This window comes from Streptomyces sp. NPDC016640 (assembly GCF_043076215.1).
Classification (GTDB): domain Bacteria; phylum Actinomycetota; class Actinomycetes; order Streptomycetales; family Streptomycetaceae; genus Streptomyces.
In genome coordinates, this window is record NZ_JBIBRG010000001.1 from 280,481 (window position 1) to 296,603 (window position 16,123).

The 16,123-nt window shown below is 72.5% G+C and carries 15 protein-coding genes and 1 pseudogene; 5 read left to right on the plus strand and 11 right to left on the minus strand.

Annotation, left to right across the window (positions count from 1 at the left end):
- Positions 1 to 61: 61 nt before the first annotated feature.
- Positions 62 to 1,159 (minus strand): bifunctional succinyldiaminopimelate transaminase/glutamate-prephenate aminotransferase, encoded by a 1,098-nt coding sequence (locus tag ACF07S_RS01300; protein WP_391961459.1) that lies wholly within the window; start codon positions 1,157 to 1,159, stop codon positions 62 to 64.
- Between the two features lie 104 nt (positions 1,160 to 1,263).
- Positions 1,264 to 1,581, minus strand: a complete 318-nt coding sequence (gene fdxA / locus ACF07S_RS01305; RefSeq protein ID WP_004926152.1) for a ferredoxin — start codon at positions 1,579 to 1,581, stop codon at positions 1,264 to 1,266.
- Between the two features lie 140 nt (positions 1,582 to 1,721).
- Here fdxA and ACF07S_RS01310 point away from each other — a divergent pair, with 140 nt between their 5' ends.
- Together ACF07S_RS01310 and ACF07S_RS01315 are read left to right on the plus strand one after the other, a co-directional pair.
- Positions 1,722 to 2,783 carry a GNAT family N-acetyltransferase gene (locus ACF07S_RS01310; protein ID WP_391973158.1) on the plus strand — a complete coding sequence of 354 codons (1,062 nt, stop codon included), beginning with the start codon at positions 1,722 to 1,724 and terminating at the stop codon, positions 2,781 to 2,783.
- 17 nt (positions 2,784 to 2,800) lie between these two features.
- On the plus strand, positions 2,801 to 3,652 hold the full coding sequence (locus ACF07S_RS01315; RefSeq protein ID WP_391961461.1) for a tetratricopeptide repeat protein: 852 nt from the start codon (positions 2,801 to 2,803) through the stop codon (positions 3,650 to 3,652).
- 49 nt (positions 3,653 to 3,701) lie between these two features.
- On the opposite strand, the gene ACF07S_RS01320 is transcribed toward ACF07S_RS01315, so the two are convergent.
- From ACF07S_RS01320 to mshB, 3 genes are all read right to left on the minus strand, one after another.
- Positions 3,702 to 5,864, minus strand: a complete 2,163-nt coding sequence (locus ACF07S_RS01320) for a hypothetical protein (protein ID WP_391961462.1) — start codon at positions 5,862 to 5,864, stop codon at positions 3,702 to 3,704.
- Between the two features lie 194 nt (positions 5,865 to 6,058).
- Positions 6,059 to 6,472, minus strand: coding sequence for a DUF6113 family protein (locus ACF07S_RS01325; protein WP_391961463.1), 414 nt, complete (start codon positions 6,470 to 6,472; stop codon positions 6,059 to 6,061).
- Positions 6,469 to 7,326, minus strand: coding sequence for an N-acetyl-1-D-myo-inositol-2-amino-2-deoxy-alpha-D-glucopyranoside deacetylase (gene mshB, locus ACF07S_RS01330; protein WP_391961464.1), 858 nt, complete (start codon positions 7,324 to 7,326; stop codon positions 6,469 to 6,471). Before mshB ends, ACF07S_RS01325 begins: the two co-directional genes overlap by 4 nt.
- 99 nt (positions 7,327 to 7,425) lie before the next feature.
- Here mshB and ACF07S_RS01335 point away from each other — a divergent pair.
- Positions 7,426 to 7,536: pseudogene (locus ACF07S_RS01335) on the plus strand (transcriptional regulator); the annotation flags it as partial.
- Complete coding sequence (locus tag ACF07S_RS01340; RefSeq protein WP_391961465.1) at positions 7,533 to 7,895, plus strand: DUF397 domain-containing protein; 363 nt, start codon at positions 7,533 to 7,535, stop codon at positions 7,893 to 7,895. The pseudogene ACF07S_RS01335 and the gene ACF07S_RS01340, both read left to right, overlap by 4 nt.
- Here the strand turns inward: ACF07S_RS01340 and ACF07S_RS01345 are convergent.
- Entirely contained in the window at positions 7,811 to 8,005 is a 195-nt protein-coding gene (locus ACF07S_RS01345; RefSeq protein ID WP_184766477.1) for a hypothetical protein, read from the minus strand. The two genes, ACF07S_RS01340 and ACF07S_RS01345, sit on opposite strands and share 85 nt — an antisense overlap.
- Positions 8,006 to 8,182: 177 nt before the next feature.
- Here ACF07S_RS01345 and ACF07S_RS01350 point away from each other — a divergent pair, with 177 nt between their 5' ends.
- Positions 8,183 to 10,321, plus strand: a complete 2,139-nt coding sequence (locus tag ACF07S_RS01350) for a prolyl oligopeptidase family serine peptidase (RefSeq protein WP_391961466.1) — start codon at positions 8,183 to 8,185, stop codon at positions 10,319 to 10,321.
- A 101-nt stretch (positions 10,322 to 10,422) separates the two neighbouring features.
- Here ACF07S_RS01350 and ACF07S_RS01355 read toward each other — a convergent pair whose 3' ends face one another.
- Genes ACF07S_RS01355 through ACF07S_RS01375 form a run of 5 tightly spaced genes read right to left on the minus strand, consistent with a single transcriptional unit; the run spans position 10,423 to position 15,971 of the window.
- Entirely contained in the window at positions 10,423 to 11,472 is a 1,050-nt protein-coding gene (locus ACF07S_RS01355) for an ABC transporter ATP-binding protein (RefSeq protein WP_391973159.1), read from the minus strand.
- Positions 11,465 to 12,439, minus strand: a complete 975-nt coding sequence (locus ACF07S_RS01360; protein WP_391961468.1) for an ABC transporter ATP-binding protein — start codon at positions 12,437 to 12,439, stop codon at positions 11,465 to 11,467. The genes ACF07S_RS01355 and ACF07S_RS01360 overlap by 8 nt, the downstream gene beginning before the upstream one ends.
- Before the next feature lie 6 nt (positions 12,440 to 12,445).
- The gene (locus ACF07S_RS01365) at positions 12,446 to 13,426 is read right to left on the minus strand and encodes an ABC transporter permease (protein ID WP_391973160.1); all 981 of its coding nucleotides are present in this window, start codon (positions 13,424 to 13,426) and stop codon (positions 12,446 to 12,448) included.
- Positions 13,419 to 14,342 carry an ABC transporter permease gene (locus tag ACF07S_RS01370; protein WP_391961470.1) on the minus strand — a complete coding sequence of 308 codons (924 nt, stop codon included), beginning with the start codon at positions 14,340 to 14,342 and terminating at the stop codon, positions 13,419 to 13,421. The genes ACF07S_RS01365 and ACF07S_RS01370 overlap by 8 nt, the downstream gene beginning before the upstream one ends.
- 6 nt (positions 14,343 to 14,348) lie before the next feature.
- Positions 14,349 to 15,971 carry an ABC transporter substrate-binding protein gene (locus ACF07S_RS01375; protein WP_391961471.1) on the minus strand — a complete coding sequence of 541 codons (1,623 nt, stop codon included), beginning with the start codon at positions 15,969 to 15,971 and terminating at the stop codon, positions 14,349 to 14,351.
- Between the last annotated feature and the right edge of the window lie 152 nt (positions 15,972 to 16,123).

Genomic DNA, 16,123 nt, shown 5'->3' on the forward strand with positions numbered 1-16,123 from the left:
CGTTCCCCCGGACCCCCGTCGCCGTGTCCGCGTCGCGTTGCGGGACGGGCCGGGGGCCGGGTCAGGGGGTGAGGCGGGTCACCGCTGCGTGGACGCGGTCGTCCGTGGCGGTCAGGGCCACGCGGACGAAGTTCTCGCCCGCCGGGCCGTAGAAGTCGCCGGGGGCGACCAGGATGCCGTGTTCGGCGAGGTGGGCGACCGTGGTCCAGCAGGACTCCTCCCGCGTGGCCCACAGGTAGAGGCCGGCCTCGCTGTGCTCGATGCGGAAGCCGTGGGCGAGCAGTGCCCCGCGCAGGGCGGTGCGGCGGGCCGCGTAGCGCTCGCGCTGGACCCGGACGTGCTCGTCGTCGCCCAGGGCCGCCGCCACGGCCGCCTGCGTCGGCGCGGAGGTCATCATCCCGCCGTGCTTGCGGATCTCCAGCAGCGGGCCGAGGACCGCCGGGTCACCGGCCAGGAAGGCGGCCCGGTAGCCGGCGAGGTTGGAGCGCTTGGACAGGGAGTGGACCGAGACGATGCCGTCGTAGGAGCCGCCGTTGACGTCCGGGTGCAGCACCGAGACCGGGTCGGCCTCCCAGCCCAGTTCGATGTAGCACTCGTCGGACAGCACCAGGACCCCGTGCTCACGGGCCCAGGCGACGATCCGGGTCAGTTCCTCCTTGGACAGCACCCGGCCCGTGGGGTTGGACGGCGAGTTCAGCCAGAGCAGCTTCAGGTTCGCCGGGTCCAGCTCGGTGGGGTCGTCGTACGCCTCGTGGTCCGCGCGGGCCAGGCGGGCGCCGACCTCGTACGTCGGGTAGGCCAGGCGCGGGTGGGCGACCCTGTCGCCGGGGCCGAGGCCCAGCTGGGTGGGCAGCCAGGCGACCAGTTCCTTGGAGCCGACGACCGGCAGGACGTGGCGGTGGGTGACCCCGCGGGCGCCGAGCCGGCGCTCCACCCAGCGTGTGATCGCGTCGCGCAGTTCCGGGGTACCCCAGACCGTGGGATAGCCCGGCGAGTCCGCCGCGGCGGTCAGGGCCTTCTGGACCGGCTCGGGGACCGGGTCGACGGGGGTGCCGACGGACAGGTCGACGATGCCGTCGGGGTGCGCGGCGGCCAGCTTCTTGTAGGGCTCCAGCTTGTCCCAGGGGAAGGTGGGCAGCCGGTCGGAGACTGCGGACACGGGTACGGGCTCACTTTCTGGTGCGGCAAACACCGCGGTCCCGTACGGCGGTCGAGCCGTACGGGACCAAGGCGGTGCGTCGGCGCGGGGCGGCCGACGGACGGCTACGCCTGTGGCGGCAGCGCGGCGATGAACGGGTGGTCGCGCTCGATCAGCCCCAGCTTGCTGGCTCCGCCGGGCGAGCCGAGTTCGTCGAAGAACTCGACGTTCGCCTTGTAGTAGTCCTTCCACTCCTCCGGAGTGTCGTCCTCGTAGAAGATGGCCTCGACCGGGCAGACCGGTTCACAGGCGCCGCAGTCGACGCATTCGTCCGGGTGGATGTACAAGGACCGCTGGCCCTCGTAGATGCAGTCCACCGGGCACTCCTCGATGCACGCCTTGTCCTTCACGTCGACACAAGGCTGCGCGATGACGTAGGTCACGCTGTCGTTCCTCCTCGATAGGGCGCTGGCGGGCCTCCTCAGGCTCCGCCGCCTGGCGCGCGGGAGCGCGGCGTCGTCGATGCCCGCCCCTAGTATCTCCGTTCTTGGGCATGATCCGAACAGGAGGGGTGAACTGACCTGTGGAAATCTCAGCCGCCGGGCGCCTCGAGGTCCGTATCACCGCTGCTGACGTGGGAAAACGGGTCTCCGTACGCAGCTTGATCGAACACGACCCCCCGGGTGAGCAGTTCACCGACACGGTCGGCGTTCTCACATCATGGGACAACGGTGTGCTGCGGATCACAAGGAAGAACGGTGAGAGCGTCCGCGTCGCGGAGTCCGCGCTGGCGGCGGGGAAGGTGGTGCCGGCCGCCCCCGCGCGCCGGCGCGGTCCCGCCGCCTCGTACGAGGAGCTGGCGCGGGTCTCCGCGCGGGCGTGGCGGCCCGTGGAGAGCGGGTGGCTCGGCGAGTGGGAGCTGCGGGCCGCGGTCGGGGAGGTGCCGCGCGGGGCCGCGGCCGGGCGGCGGGCCGGTTTCACGCGGCGCGCCAACTCGGTCCTGCCGCTCGGCGATCCGGGCGTGCCGCTCGACGAGGCGCTGACGGCCGTACGCCGCTGGTACGCCGCGCGGGGTCTGCCCGCCTACGTCCAGACCGCGACCGGCGCCGAGGGGACGCAGGAGCGGCTGTGCGCGGAGCTGGAGCGGCGGGGCTGGGTGCGGGAGGTGACCGCGGAGCTGTGGGTGGGCCCGCTGGCGCCGGTCGCCGACCTGGCCGGGGACCCCTGGGAGGTGGCGCTGTCGCGGGAGGCCGACGCGGCGTGGCTGGCCCGGTACCGGCGCAAGGGGGTGAGCGAGGTGGCCCTGCGGGTGCTGGGCAGCGGGCCCTCGGTGTGGTTCGCCGCGGTGCCGGGCCCGGACGCGCCGGCCGCCATCGGGCGGTGTGTGGTGGACGGGCGGTGGGCCGGGTTCGCGGCGGTCGAGGTGGACCCGGCGCGGCGGCGGCGGGGGCTGGCGACCGCCGTGATGGCCGCGCTGGCCCGGCGGGCGCTGGACGAGGGCGCCTCGGCGGCCTGGCTCCAGGTCGAGGAGGACAACGCGGCGGCGCGGGCCCTGTACGGCCGCATGGGCTTCGCCGCGCACCACGCGTACCACCACTACCGCGCGCCGGAATCGCCGGCCCCGGCGGGTGACGGACCGCGATGAGCGGGCACGAACCAGGTATGCGCTCCCCCCGTCCCCCGTCGTCCGGCCGCTCCGCCGAGCTGCGCCGGCGGTTCGCCGAGGAGGCCCGCTGCGAGCGGCCGGACCTGTCGACGCTGTGCCTGCTGCTGGGTGCGGTGGCGGACGGCACGCTGGACGAGACGGCCATGGACGAGGCGCAGGTGGAGCTGGACCGGCTGGCCGGCGAACTTCCCCACCGGCCCGGCACGCCCCGCGCCTGGGCGCTCGCGCTGCGGGATCTGCTGGGCGGGCGGTACGGCTTCCACGGCACCCCGGACGACTACCGGCGGCTGGAGTCCTCGCTGCTGCACGAGGTGCTGCGGCGGCGGCGCGGACTGCCGATCCTGCTGTCGGTGGTGTGGCTGGAGGTGGCCCGGCGGGCGGGCGCGCCGGTGTACGGGGTGGCGCTGCCCGGGCACTTCGTCGTCGGTTTCGGGGAGGCGGAGGGGCAGGTGCTCGCCGATCCGTTCGACGGGGGCCGGGTGCTGACCGGCGCCGACGCGGAGCTGCTGGTCGCCGGGGCGACGGGGGCGCCGTCGGAGGCGTCGATGCTGAGGCCCGCCGGCTCCCTGGACGTCGTCCTGCGCGTTCTGAACAACGTCCGGGCGTGGGCGGCGGCCCGTCCCGAGCAGTCCGGCGTGGCGTTGTGGGCGGTGGAGCTGTCCCTGCTCCTGCCCTCGCATCCGGCGCGGCTGCGTTACGAGCGGGCCCGGTTGCTGGTGGGGCGCGGGGACTTCCGGGACGGGGCGCGGGAGTTGGAGGCGTACGCCGAGGTGGTCGCCGCGGTGGACGAACCGGCGGCGGAACGGATCCGGGGCCAGGCCCGGGCGGCGCTGGCCCTGCTCAACTGAGGACGGGGGCGCCCGGTGGTTCACCGGGCACCCCCGTCCTCACCTCGGGTCAGCCGGGGTTCGTCTCGATGACGGCGAGCCGGTCGGTCCTGCTCATCAGCGCCTGGCGGAGGGCGACATAGACGTCCTGCGGGGTGACGGGCGTCTTCTTCCCGTTGCCCCGGGTGACGAGCACACCGTCGAACGTCTGGCCGTACAGCTCCTTCAGGGCGTTCAGGTCGGGCTTGTCGACCAGTGTGCCGCCCACGGCCTCCACCCTGAGGAACTTCCACAGGGACTTCTCGGGGCTCATGGGGATGGAGTGCGCCGGGTCGGTCTGGACGGTCACGATGTCCGACATCGCCGGCTCGGCGTACTCCTTCATCATCCGGTCGACCTCGGCCTTGGAGACCTTCGGCTGCTGGGCGGAGGTCGGGAGGTTCACCGGTGTGGCGGTGCCGGTCTCCACCTGGGTGCGGTACGCCTCCGTCACCGCGTCGGTCGCCTCGGCGACGTCGATGCCCTGGCCCGCCTTGGGGTACACCGGGACGGCCTTGCCGGACTCGAACGTGATGGAGCCCTCGGTCACCGAGCCGGAGCCGCCGGCGGCGTCCCGCAGGGCGGCGTGGAGCTTCTCCTCGTCGACGGGCAGCACCGGGTCGACGACGCGGTGGTTGCCGGCGAGGGAGCCGATCACGGTGACCGGGTTGTAGTCGCTGCCGGTGGCCGCGTCGACGGTGGCGTCGGTGTCGACCTGCAGTCCCGCGTTGTCCGGCTCCAGTTCGACCGTCCTGCCGTCGACGGACAGCTTCAGTGGCTTGTTGAGCCGGTCGTCGAGGGCGGCGTCCAGTTTCTGCACGGCCTCGTCGCGGGTGCCGCCGCCGATGTCGACGCCGAGCACGGTGGTGCCCTTGGGCACGTCGGAGCGGTTCATCAGCAGTCCGGCGCCGTAGGCGACACCGCCGAGGAAGACCACGCAGCCGCAGAGCAGGACGAGTTTGCTGCGCCCCTTCTTCTTCGGCTTCTTCGAGGAGGCCGCCGGGGACGGGGAGACCGGTTCGGGCAGCTTGGGCGGCGTGTGCGGCAGGGGGCCGTCGGTGGGGGTGCCGCCCGGGCCGAAGGTCGCGCCGGGCGACACGACCGGCATGCCGCTGGTGACGGTCTGCCCGGAGACGTTGTCGTGGCGGGGGCCGTAGCCCGGGGTGCCCGGTTCGGCGGGCTTCTGGGGGGTGAGGATCGCGGTGTCGTCGCTCAGGCCGCCGCCGGGGCGGCCCTGCTCGGTGAAGTCCTCGCCGCCCGGGGCGCCGGGTCCCCGGCCGGCCGGCGGGGCCGGCGGGCCGTCGCCGGTGACGGGGCCCGTGGTCGGGCCCGCGGGGCCCTGCGGGCCGCCGGGGCGGCCCTGACCGCCGTAGCCGGGCTGCCCGCCCTGTCCCGGCACGCCGCCCGGTCCCTGCTGCCCGTGGTGGCCGCCGGGCCCTTCCTCCGGGAAGTAGGGCAGGCCGTCGCGGCTCGGCTCGGCGCCGTGGTCCGTGCCCGGGCGGCTGCCGTTGCCCGCGGGCGCGCCGGCCAGTGCCTCGGTCACGTCGAAGGAGCCGGTGCCGCCGCCGTGCCCGGGGGCCACGGGTCCGCCGGTCGCGCCGGTGGGTGCGGGCCCCTTCGTGCCGCCGGGGCGGGAGCCGCCCGGGGCGTTCATGGAGCCGGCCACGCCGCCCGGGTGTCCTGTCGCCGGCCGCGGGCCGGCGGGGGCGGGACGGGCCGCCGCGGGCCCGGAGCCGCCGGGGGCACTTGCCCCGGGGGCGGAGCCGCCGGCCGGACCGCCCTTGCCGGTACCGGACCTGCGCGGCGCGAACCAGTCGCTGGGCGGCTTCTCCCCGGCGGTCTGCGGTGCGGGGCGTGCCGTCCGGGCGGACGGAGCGGGAGGCTCGGCCGCGTCGGCGGACCCGGCCGGGGACGGCGCCGGCGTCTCGGCGGCGGTGGTGTCCTTGCTCTCCGCGTCCGTGACGGGCTTGCGCACGACGACCGGCGGAATGGGCCGTGAGCCGGGGATGTTGATCCGGATCCGGGTCGTCAGCGTGGTTTCGGTCTTGCGTTCCTCCGGTCGCGCGGCCGGCCGGCCCGCGCCCGTGCCCTCGTCCGGAATCGCCGGGATCCCGTAGGGCGGGGTGCCCGACGGGTAGGCGGCTCCGCCGTGCCCGTCGGGCCCGGAGGACGGAGTGTCAGTTTCACGACTCAAGGCAGGTTCTCCTGGTTGGCTCCGCCGCCCGTCACGACCTCACGGTGGGGGTCCCCAGCTCGGAACGGAGCCGAGTGTGCGGGGGAAGGCTCGGCGGCGCGCACCACCTTACTGGCCACGTCCGGCCCGTATCCCAGGACCGCCGGGGAAACCCGCACCGGACCCGCACGCTCGGGACGCGGCGAAGTGGTACGTCACTTGCCAAGTCGGACGGGACGGCCGTCCGGTTGCCCCCCGGGGGCACGCGTGGCGCAGATCACAGCGAGGGCGATGCCGCCGAGCAGGAAGAGGTAGGAGCCGCCACCCGCCGCGAACAGGAAGTCGCCTTCCGGGCGGCTGGCGGTGAGCAGGACGACGGCGAGCGCCCATCCGCCGGCCACCGACGCGCCCCCGGCGCGGCTGCCCAGGGCGCGGGTCGCGCCCAGGCACAGCCCGGCCTGGCCGGCGAGGGCCAGCAGCAGTCCGCCGGGGAACCACGCGGGCTGCACGAGCGCCCCGGCCGCGCCGGCCACGGCGCCGAGGAGGAACAGGCCCAGGCAGGCGGCGATCCGTCCGGCGGAGGGGGCCCGCAGCGGCTGGGCGAGCGCGGAGGACGACCGGTCGCTCACGGTGCCTCCCCGATCCCGGCGAACAGATCGCTCTCCCGCGCCTCGGGACGCTCTCCGCGCACCAACTCGTAGTACTCGGTGGTGAAGAGGGGTTGGGCCAGCTCGTTGGAGAGCACGAAGTACGGTGCCGCCACCGTGATCTGGGTGGCGTGGGCGCTCATCGCGGCGACCTTGGCCGGTGCGTACGCGGCGCCGTCGATCGCGGTGGTGATCCGCTCGTCGGGGACGACGCCCGGGACGTCGCCGACGGTGGCCGCCCGCTCGAAGGGCAGGCCGGGCAGGTCGTCGCGCAGGCGGGCGAAGGACTCCTCGGCGACGGAGCGGGGCACCCGGTTCCAGTAGACCTTGGGGACGTCCCAGCCGGAGCCCGCGGCGAGTTCGACGGCGCGCATGGCGACGCGGTGGGCCTGGATGTGGTCGGGGTGGCCGTAACCGCCGTTGTCGTCGTAGGTGACGAGGACCTGGGGGCGCACCTCCCGGATCACCTCGGCGAGCAGCCCGGCGGCCTGGTCGACGTCGGCCTGCCAGAAGCAGCCGGGGTCGTCGTTGTCGGGCAGCCCCATCATCCCGGAGTCGGAGTACCGCCCGGCGCCGCCGAGCAGCCGGAAGTCCTCGACGCCGAGCGCGCGCATCGCCTCCTTCAGCTCACCGAGCCGGTGTCCGCCGAGGGCGGCCCCGCTCAGATGACCCGACTCCGGCGGAATGACCTCGCCGCGCTCACCGAGGGTGCAGGTGACCAGCGTCACATGGGCGCCCTCGGCGGCGTACCGGGCCATGGTCGCGCCGTTGTTGATCGACTCGTCGTCCGGGTGGGCGTGCACCAGCAGCAGACGCCGGTCGGGCAGTTCCGTCATGGGGTCACCTTACGAGGCGGCAGGCCGGCCACCGGGGTGGCCCGACCCCCGAGGGTGACGTCCGGGGCGATTTCCTCATTCGCCCCACCCGGCGTGACCGACCAGCGGCAGCTCCGCATCCTTGGACTGCGGTACGGCATCATCCGGGCGCAGGCTCTCACACCACGCGAGTCGGCCGTGTTCATCGGTCAACTGCTGGGGGAGACATGAACCGCAACACCCCGTCCAGGGACGCTGTCGACGTCGGCCTTGCGTGGTTCAAGAGCAACTACAGCAGTGGGGCGGAGACCGACTCGTGCGTGGAGGTCGCCACGGAGCCCCGTACCGTCCACGTCCGTGACTCGAAGGTCGCCGAAAGGCCCGGGCTTGCCTTCACCTCCGCCGCGTGGGCGGGTTTCGTCTCCGGCGGCCCCAACGGTCACCTGGAAGCGGGGTCCGGTGCGGTACCGGCCCGGCCGGTCGGCCGGCCCGCACCGGACACCGCTCAGAAGTTGATGCTGCCGATCATCCCCGCGATGTTGGTCGTCAGCTCGCTGATCGTGGGCGCGATCGTCGACGATGCGAGGTAGAAGCCGAGCAGCATGCACACGATGGCATGCCCCGCCTTCAAGCCCGACTTCTTGATCAGCAAGAAGACGATGATCGCCAGCAGCACCACCGCCGAAATCGAGAGTGCCACGGCGGCTCACCTCCAAGGTCCCAGGGCGCGGGGGGGTAGGAATATTGGGGGTTAATAAGTTCACACAACAGCCAGCAGGTTCATACCCACTATGCGCTAACGATCATAACTTTGCGTACGTGCGCATCGATCGGCGCACAGCCGCACAAGGGGGCGCATGGCCAATATGGTCAGGGTATGACGACCGAGGCTGACTCCTTCCCCCGACGACACGCCCGCACCCAGCGCTTCACGCTCGGCGCGCCGCGTTCGTTCACCGTGGCGCCCGACGGCTCACGTGTCGTGTTCCTGCGTTCCGCTTCCGGTACGGACCGGGCGAATTCGCTCTGGGTCCTCGACCCGGCGGGCGGCGGGGAACGCGTCGCCGCCGACCCGCACGCCCTGCTGGGCGGCGCCTCGGAGCAGCTCTCCGCGGCGGAGCGCGCACGGCGCGAGCGGAGCCGCGAAGGGGGTGCCGGCATCGTCGGCTACGCCACCGACGCGGCCGTCGAGCTGGCGTCTTTCGCCTTGTCAGGGCGGCTCTTCACAGCCGAACTGCGGGCCGGCACGGCGCGTGAACTACCCGTTCCCGGGCCGGTGATCGACCCCCGGCCGTCGCCCGACGGACGGTACATCGCCTACGTCGCCCGCGGTGCGCTGCGGGTGGTCGGGGCCGAGGGGGAGGACGACCGCGCGCTGGCGGCCCCGGAGACGGACGAGGTCACCTACGGTCTGGCCGAGTTCATCGCGGCCGAGGAGATGGGGCGCTCGCGGGGCTTCTGGTGGGCTCCCGGGTCGGACCGGCTGCTGGTGGCGCGCGTGGACGACACGCCGGTGAAGCAGTGGTGGATCTCCGATCCCGCCCACCCGGAGCGCGAGCCGGCCGTGGTCCGCTACCCGGCGGCGGGAACGGCGAACGCGGACGTACGACTGTTCGCGATCGGGCTCGACGGGGTGCGCACGGAGGTCTCCTGGGACCGGGCGCGCTACCCGTACCTGGCACATGTGCACTGGTCAGCGGCAGGAGCCCCGCTGCTGCTCGTACAGGCGCGCGACCAGCGCAGCCAGCTCATCCTGGCCGTGGATCCGGGCACCGGCCAGACCCGGATGGTGCACGCCGACGAAGATCGAATTTGGCTGGAACTTTTCCCAGGGGTGCCGTGCTGGAGCCCCTCCGGGCAGCTGGTGCGGATCGCGGACGAAGGGGGCGCGCGGCGACTCGCCGTCGGCGAACGCCCGCTGACGGGAGCACAGTTGCACGTCAGGGCGGTACTCGACGTCTCCGACGACGAGGTGCTGGTCTCGGCATCGGCGGGCGAGGAGGCGGCGGCCCCGGAAGTCGGCGAGGTGCACGTGTACCGGGTGAACGAGCTGGGCGTGGAGCGCGTCTCGCAGGAGCCCGGCGTGCACTCGGCGGTACGCGCCGGGGGCGTGACCGTACTCGTCTCCGCGACACCGGACCGGCCGGGTTCCCGGGTGCAGGTCCTGCGTGACGGGAAACCGACGGCGACTGTCCGCTCGTACGCCGAAGACCCCGGTATGTCCCCCCGTATGACCCTGGTTCAGGGGGGCGCACGCCGCATCCCGTGCGCCGTGCTTATGCCTCGGGACTACACCGGTGACACCCTCCTGCCGGTACTCATGGACCCCTACGGCGGCCCGCACGGGCAGCGGGTGGTCGCCGCCCACCATCCGCATCTGACCTCGCAGTGGTTCGCCGACCAGGGATTCGCCGTGATCGTCGCGGACGGGCGCGGGACGCCGGGCCGCTCGCCCGCCTGGGAGAAGTCGATCCGGGACGAGATCGCCGCGATCGTGGTCCAGGACCAGGTCGACGCGCTCCAGGCGCTCGCCGGGGAGTTCCCGCTCGACCTGGGCCGGGTCGCCATCCGGGGCTGGTCCTTCGGCGGCTACCTGGCGGCCCTCGCGGCGCTGCGCCGGCCCGACGTCTTCCACGCGGCGGTGGTGGGCGCCCCGGTCACCGATCTGCGCCTGTACGACACCCACTACCAGGAACGCTACATCGGCCACCCGGACGAGCAGCCGGAGGTGTACCGCCGCAACTCGGTGATCGACGACGCGGGCCTGGTGGACGCCGCCGAACCGCACCGCCCGATGATGATCATCCACGGGCTGGCGGACGACAACGTGGTGGTCGCCCACTCGCTGCGGCTGTCCTCGGCGCTGCTGGCGGCCGGCCGGCCCCACGAGGTGCTGCCCCTGTCCGGCGTCACCCACATGACCCCGCAGGAGACGGTCGCCGAGAACCTGCTCCGGCTCCAGCTCGACTTCCTCCGGCGGGCGCTCACCCCCGCGAATGGGGACGAACCGCGTTAACACACGGGCAACTCCACCGAAGCGGTACCGATATACGGACACGCGAGGCTGAACGGCGTACGGCCGTGCGGGTGCCGTCGAGCGGGCCGGGGTGCGCCATGTCACCCCGGCCCGCCGCCGTGCCCGGCCGGCGGCACCACCTGCTTCTCCGCCGCGAAGTGGCAGGCCGAGTCGTGCGCCGCCGGGCCGCCGCCCGTGCGGAACCGGGCCGGGACCGCGAGGGCCGGCACCTCCAGCGCACAGCGCTCCTGCGCCTTCCAGCAGCGGGTGCGGAAGCGGCAGCCGGAGGGGACGTTCGTCGGGGACGGGACGTCACCGCTGAGGACGACCCGCTCCCGGCGTTCCCGGGCCGCCGGGTCCGGCACGGGGACGGCGGAGAGCAGCGCCTGGGTGTAGGGGTGCGTGGGGTGCTCGTAGATCTCGGTGTCCGTGCCGGTCTCCACGATCCGGCCGAGGTACATCACCCCCACGCGGTCGGAGATGTGGCGGACGATCGACAGGTCGTGCGCGATGAAGAGGCAGGAGAGCCGGAACTCGCTCTGCAGCCGGTCCATCAGATTGATGACCTGGGCCTGGACGGAGACGTCCAGTGCCGAGACCGGTTCGTCGGCGACGATCACCTCGGGGCGCAGCGCCAGTCCGCGGGCGATGCCGATCCGCTGGCGCTGGCCGCCGGAGAACTGGTGCGGATAGCGGTTGATGTACTCCGGATCGAGGCCGACGACGTCCAGCAGGTCCTGGACCCTGCGGCGCCGGTCGCCCCTGGGGGCCACCTCCGGGTGGATGTCGTACGGCTCCCCGATGATGTCGCCCACCGTCATCCGGGGATTGAGGGAGGTGTACGGGTCCTGGAACACCATCTGGATGTTGCGTCGGACGGCCCTGAGCGCCCTGCCGGACAGCCGGGTGATGTCCTCGCCCTTGTAGCGGATCGAACCGGCCGTCGGCCGCTCCAGGTTGACCAGCATCTTCGCGACCGTCGACTTGCCGCAGCCGGACTCCCCGACGATGCCCAGCGTCTCGCCCCGGCCGAGGCGGAAGTCCACGCCGTCCACCGCGCGCACGGCGCCGACCTGCTTCCTGAACAGGACGCCCCGCGTGAGCGGGTAGTGCTTGACCAGGCCGCTGACCTCGATGATCGGCTCAGTCATCCAGGCACTCCCGCCAGAAGTGGCAGGCGCTCCCCCGCGTCGGCGAGACCTCGTACAGCGGGGGCTCGTCGGTGCGGCAGACGTCCCGGGCCAGCGGGCAGCGGGGGTGGAAGGCGCAGCCCGGCGGGATGTGCGCGAGGTTGGGCGGCAGGCCCCTGATGGCGTAGAGCTGCCCGCCCTTCTGGTCCAGGCGCGGGATGGAGTCCAGCAGGCCGCGGGTGTAGGGGTGGGCGGGTGCCCGGTAGATGTCGTGCACGGGTGCCGACTCGACGATCCGGCCCGCGTACATCACGGCGATGCGGTCGGCGACGTCGGCGACCACGCCCAGGTCGTGGGTGATCAGGATCAGGCCCATCCGGTACTCGCGCCGCAGTTCCGCGAGCAGCTCCATGACCTGCGCCTGGACGGTGACGTCGAGGGCGGTGGTGGGTTCGTCGGCGATGATCAGGGCGGGTTCCAGGGCCAGCGCCATCGCGATCATGATGCGCTGGCGCATGCCGCCGGAGAACTGGTGCGGGTACTGCTTCACCCGCTCCCGGGCGGCGGGGATGCGCACCCGGTCCATCAGCTCCACGGCCCTGGCCCGCGCGTCCTTGCGGGACATGCCGCGGTGCACGGTGAACATCTCGCCGAGCTGGTCGCCGACGGAGAGCACGGGGTTCAGGGACGACAGCGCGTCCTGGAAGATCATCGCCATCTCGGCGCCCCGGATCCGCCGGCGTTCGTCCTCCTTCAGCCTCAGCAGGTCCCGCCCCCGGAAGAGGACCTGTCCGCCGGTGATCCGGCCGGGCGGCACGTCGAGGATGCCCATGACGGCCTGGGCGGTCACCGACTTGCCGGAACCGGACTCGCCGAGCACGGCCAGCGTCTCGCCGGCGTCCACGCCGTAGCCGACGCCGTTGACGGCCCGGGCCACCCCGTCCCGGGTGCGGAACTCCACGTGCAGATCGCGCACTTCGAGCAGCACGGCGGCTCACCTCAGCTTCGGGTCGAGGGCGTCGCGCACCGCGTCGCCGAGCATGATGAACGCCAGGACGGTGACGGCGAGGGCCCCGGAGGGCCACAGCAGCGCGTGCGGGGCGTTGCGGACGTACGGGGAGGCGGCGGAGATGTCGATGCCCCAGGACACGCTGGGCGGCTTCAGGCCGACGCCGAGGTAGGACAGGGTGGCCTCCAGGGCGATGTACGTGCCGAGCGCGATGGTCGCGACGACGATGACCGGGGCGACGGCGTTGGGCGCGATGTGCCGGAGCATCAGCCGGGAGTTGGAGGCGCCGAGCGCCCGCGCGGCCTGGACGTAGTCGTTCTGCTGGGCGGTGATGACGGCGCCGCGGGCGATGCGGGAGATCTGCGGCCAGCCGAGCAGCACGATGAACCCGATGACCGGCCAGACGGTGTTGCTGGTGATGACGGACAGCAGGACCAGTCCGCCGAGGACGACCGGGATGGCGAAGAAGACGTCGGTGATCCGGGACAGGATCGAGTCCCAGGTGCCGCCGAAGAACCCGGCGAGGGCGCCGAGGACGCTGCCGAGGACCGTGACGCCGAGGGTGGCGAGGAAGCCGACCGTCACGGACGTGCGGGCGCCGTGGACGGTGCGGGTGTAGACGTCGCAGCCCTGGCCGTCGAAGCCGAAGGGGTGGCCGGGCCGGGAGCCCTCCTGGGCCCTGGCCAGATCGCACCTGAGGGGGCTGCCGGAGGTGATCGCCGAGGGCCACAGGGAGATGAGGAGCAGGAAGGCGATGACGAGGCCGGAGACGATGAAGACCGGGTTGCGGCGCAGGTCGCGCCAGGCGTCGGACCACAGGGAGCGCGCCCTGTCCTGCGGTCCGGTGCCGTCCGGGCCCGCCGGCCGCTTCTCCAGGGTCTCGGCCTCGTCGACGCCCAGGTCCATGGTGCCGCCCATTCCGGTTCCCGCGACGGCCCGGTCGGGGTCGTAGTGCTGCTCAGGCATAGCGGATCCTCGGGTCGAGTACGGCGTAGAGGAGGTCGACGACGAGGTTGGCGACCAGGAACACCAGCACCAGCACGGTCACGAAGCCCACGACGGTCTGGGTGTTCTGCCGAAGGATGCCCTGGTAGAGCTGGTAGCCGACGCCGTGGATGTTGAAGATCCGCTCGGTGACGATCGCGCCGCCCATCAGGAAGCCGATGTCGGCCCCGATGAAGGTGACCACGGGGATGAGGGAGTTGCGCAGCAGGTGCCTCACGACCACCCGGTGCCGGGGCAGGCCCTTGGCGATGGCGGTGCGCACGTAGTCGGAGCGGCGGTTCTCGGCGATGGAGGTGCGGGTCAGCCGGGTGACGTAGGCCAGCGAGACGGAGGCCAGTACCAGTCCGGGCAGGATCAGCTCGTCGAGGGGCGCCTCGGAGGAGACCGAGGGGCGGATCCAGCCCCACTTCACCCCGAGCAGCAGCTGGAGCAGCAGGCCGGTGACGAAGGTGGGCACGGAGACGACGACCAGGGTGAGCAGCAGGACGCCGCTGTCGACGGGGTGTCCCCGGCGCAGTCCGGTGATCACGCCGAGGGTGACGCCGATGACGACCTCGAAGAGGACCGCGATCAGGGTGAGCCGGATGGTGACGGGGAACGCCGTCGACATCAGCTCGGTGACCTCCTGGCCGTTGAAGGCCGTGCCGAAGTCGCCGGTGAAGACGTTGCCCATGTAGGTCAGGTACTGCTGCCAGACCGGCTTGTCGAGGCCGAACTCCCGCTCGAGCCGGGCGGCGGTCGCCGGGTCGCAGCGGCGCTCCCCGCACAGCCCCGCGATGGGGTCGCCCATCACGTTGACCATCAGGAAGATCAGCAGCGTGGCCCCGGCGAACACCGGGATCATCTGGAGCAGCCGCCGGAGGACATAGCGCCCCATGGCGGCTCAGCCCACCTTGATCTGTTCGTAGACCGGGACGCTGAAGGGGTTGAGCTTCACGTCGGAGAGCCGCTCGGACCAGCCGGCGCTGCCGCTCTGGTACCAGAGCGGGATGGCGGCCATGTCGTCGCGGACCACCTCCTCGGCCTGTTGGAACAGGTCGACGGCCGCGGCGGTGTCGGTCTCCTGGTTGGCCCGGTCGACGAGCCCGTCGAACTCCTCGTTGGACCACTTGCCGTCGTTGGAGGAGGCGTTGGTGTAGTAGAGGGGCTGGAGGAAGTTCTGGATGAGCGGGTAGTCCATCTGCCAGCCGGCGCGGAACGGGCCCCCCATCTTGCGGTCGGTGATCCGGTTGCGGAAGTCGGCGAAGGTGCCGACGGGGTTGGCGGTGCAGGCGCGCTCGTCGTCCAGCGCGTCGTTGATGGAGTTGCAGACGGCGTTGACCCATTCGCGGTGCGAGCCGGTGTCCGCGTTGAAGGTGATCGTCACCCGGCCGCCGGGCAGGCCGCCGCCCTCCTCGATGAGCTTCCTGGCCTCGTCGGGCCGGTACTCGCAGGCCTCGCCGCACAGGCCCTCCCGGAAGCCGCCGGCCTCGCCGAGGACCGGGGAGGTCCAGTCGGTGGCGGGGGTGCGGGTCCCCTGGAAGATCGTGTCGGTGATCTGCTCGCGGTCGATCGCCATGGACAGGCCCTTGCGGACCTTCTCCATGCCGGCCCTGCCCCAGTTCCTGTCGTAGTGCGGGAAGGCGAGGGTCTGGATGATGCCGGCGGGCGTGTTGAGGTAGCGGTCGCCGAGGTCGTTCTCCACGTTCCTCAGCTGGGCGGCGGGGACGTCGTCGGCCAGGTCGAGGTTGCCGGCCATCAGGTCGGTGTAGGCGGTGTTGTTGTCGGTGTAGACCTTGAGGTCGACGCCGCCGTTGCGCGCCTTGTCCTCGCCCGGGTACTCCTCCCACGTGCGCAGGGACATCTGCGAGCCGCGGGTGTAGGAGTCGACGCGGTAGGGGCCGTTGCCGACCGGCTTCGCCACCCAGGCGTCGTGGTCGTCGAAGAAGGCGCGGGGCAGCGGGGCGAAGGCGTTGTAGCCGAGGGTGTCGGGGAAGGTGGAGAACTTCTGGGTGAGCCTGACGGTGAAGGTCCGCTCGTCGACCACCTTCAGCCCGGAGAGGGTGTCGGCGCTCTGCTCGCCCTGCTCGGGGTGGACCTTGTCGTACCCCTCGATGTAGCCGAAGAAGTAGGAGTTGCGCTGGTTGTTCCTCAGGCTCGCGCCGTAGTTCCAGGCGTCGACGAAGGAGCGGGCGGTGACCTTCTCGCCGTTGCTGAAGGTCCAGCCGTCCTTGACGGTGACGGTGAAGTTCCGCGAGTCCGGGGTCTCGATCCTCTCGGCGAGCATGTCCTCGGCCTCACCGGTCTCCGGGTGGTAGCGCTTCAGACCCCGGAAGATCATGTCGAGGACCTTGCCGCCCTGGACCTCGTTGGTGTTGGCCGGCTCCAGCGGGTTCTGCGGATCGCCCCAGGACGCGCTCAGCACGGCACCGGCGTCGCCGCCGCTCCCTCCGCCTCCGCAGGCCGTCGCCGCGAGGGCGACCGCCACCGCACAGGCGGCCCATCGGGCGTGCATGACTCCGCGCATGGGTGCCTCCTCGTACGTACGCCGATCCTTCACGCCAATATCGGCACGGAAGGTGCATGCCGCACATGTACGGCACCTGTACGGGGCCGACACCAGCCATATGTACGTACGAGGAGGCCGAACGGAAAGCGGCTGCCGCCCGCCTCACGGGG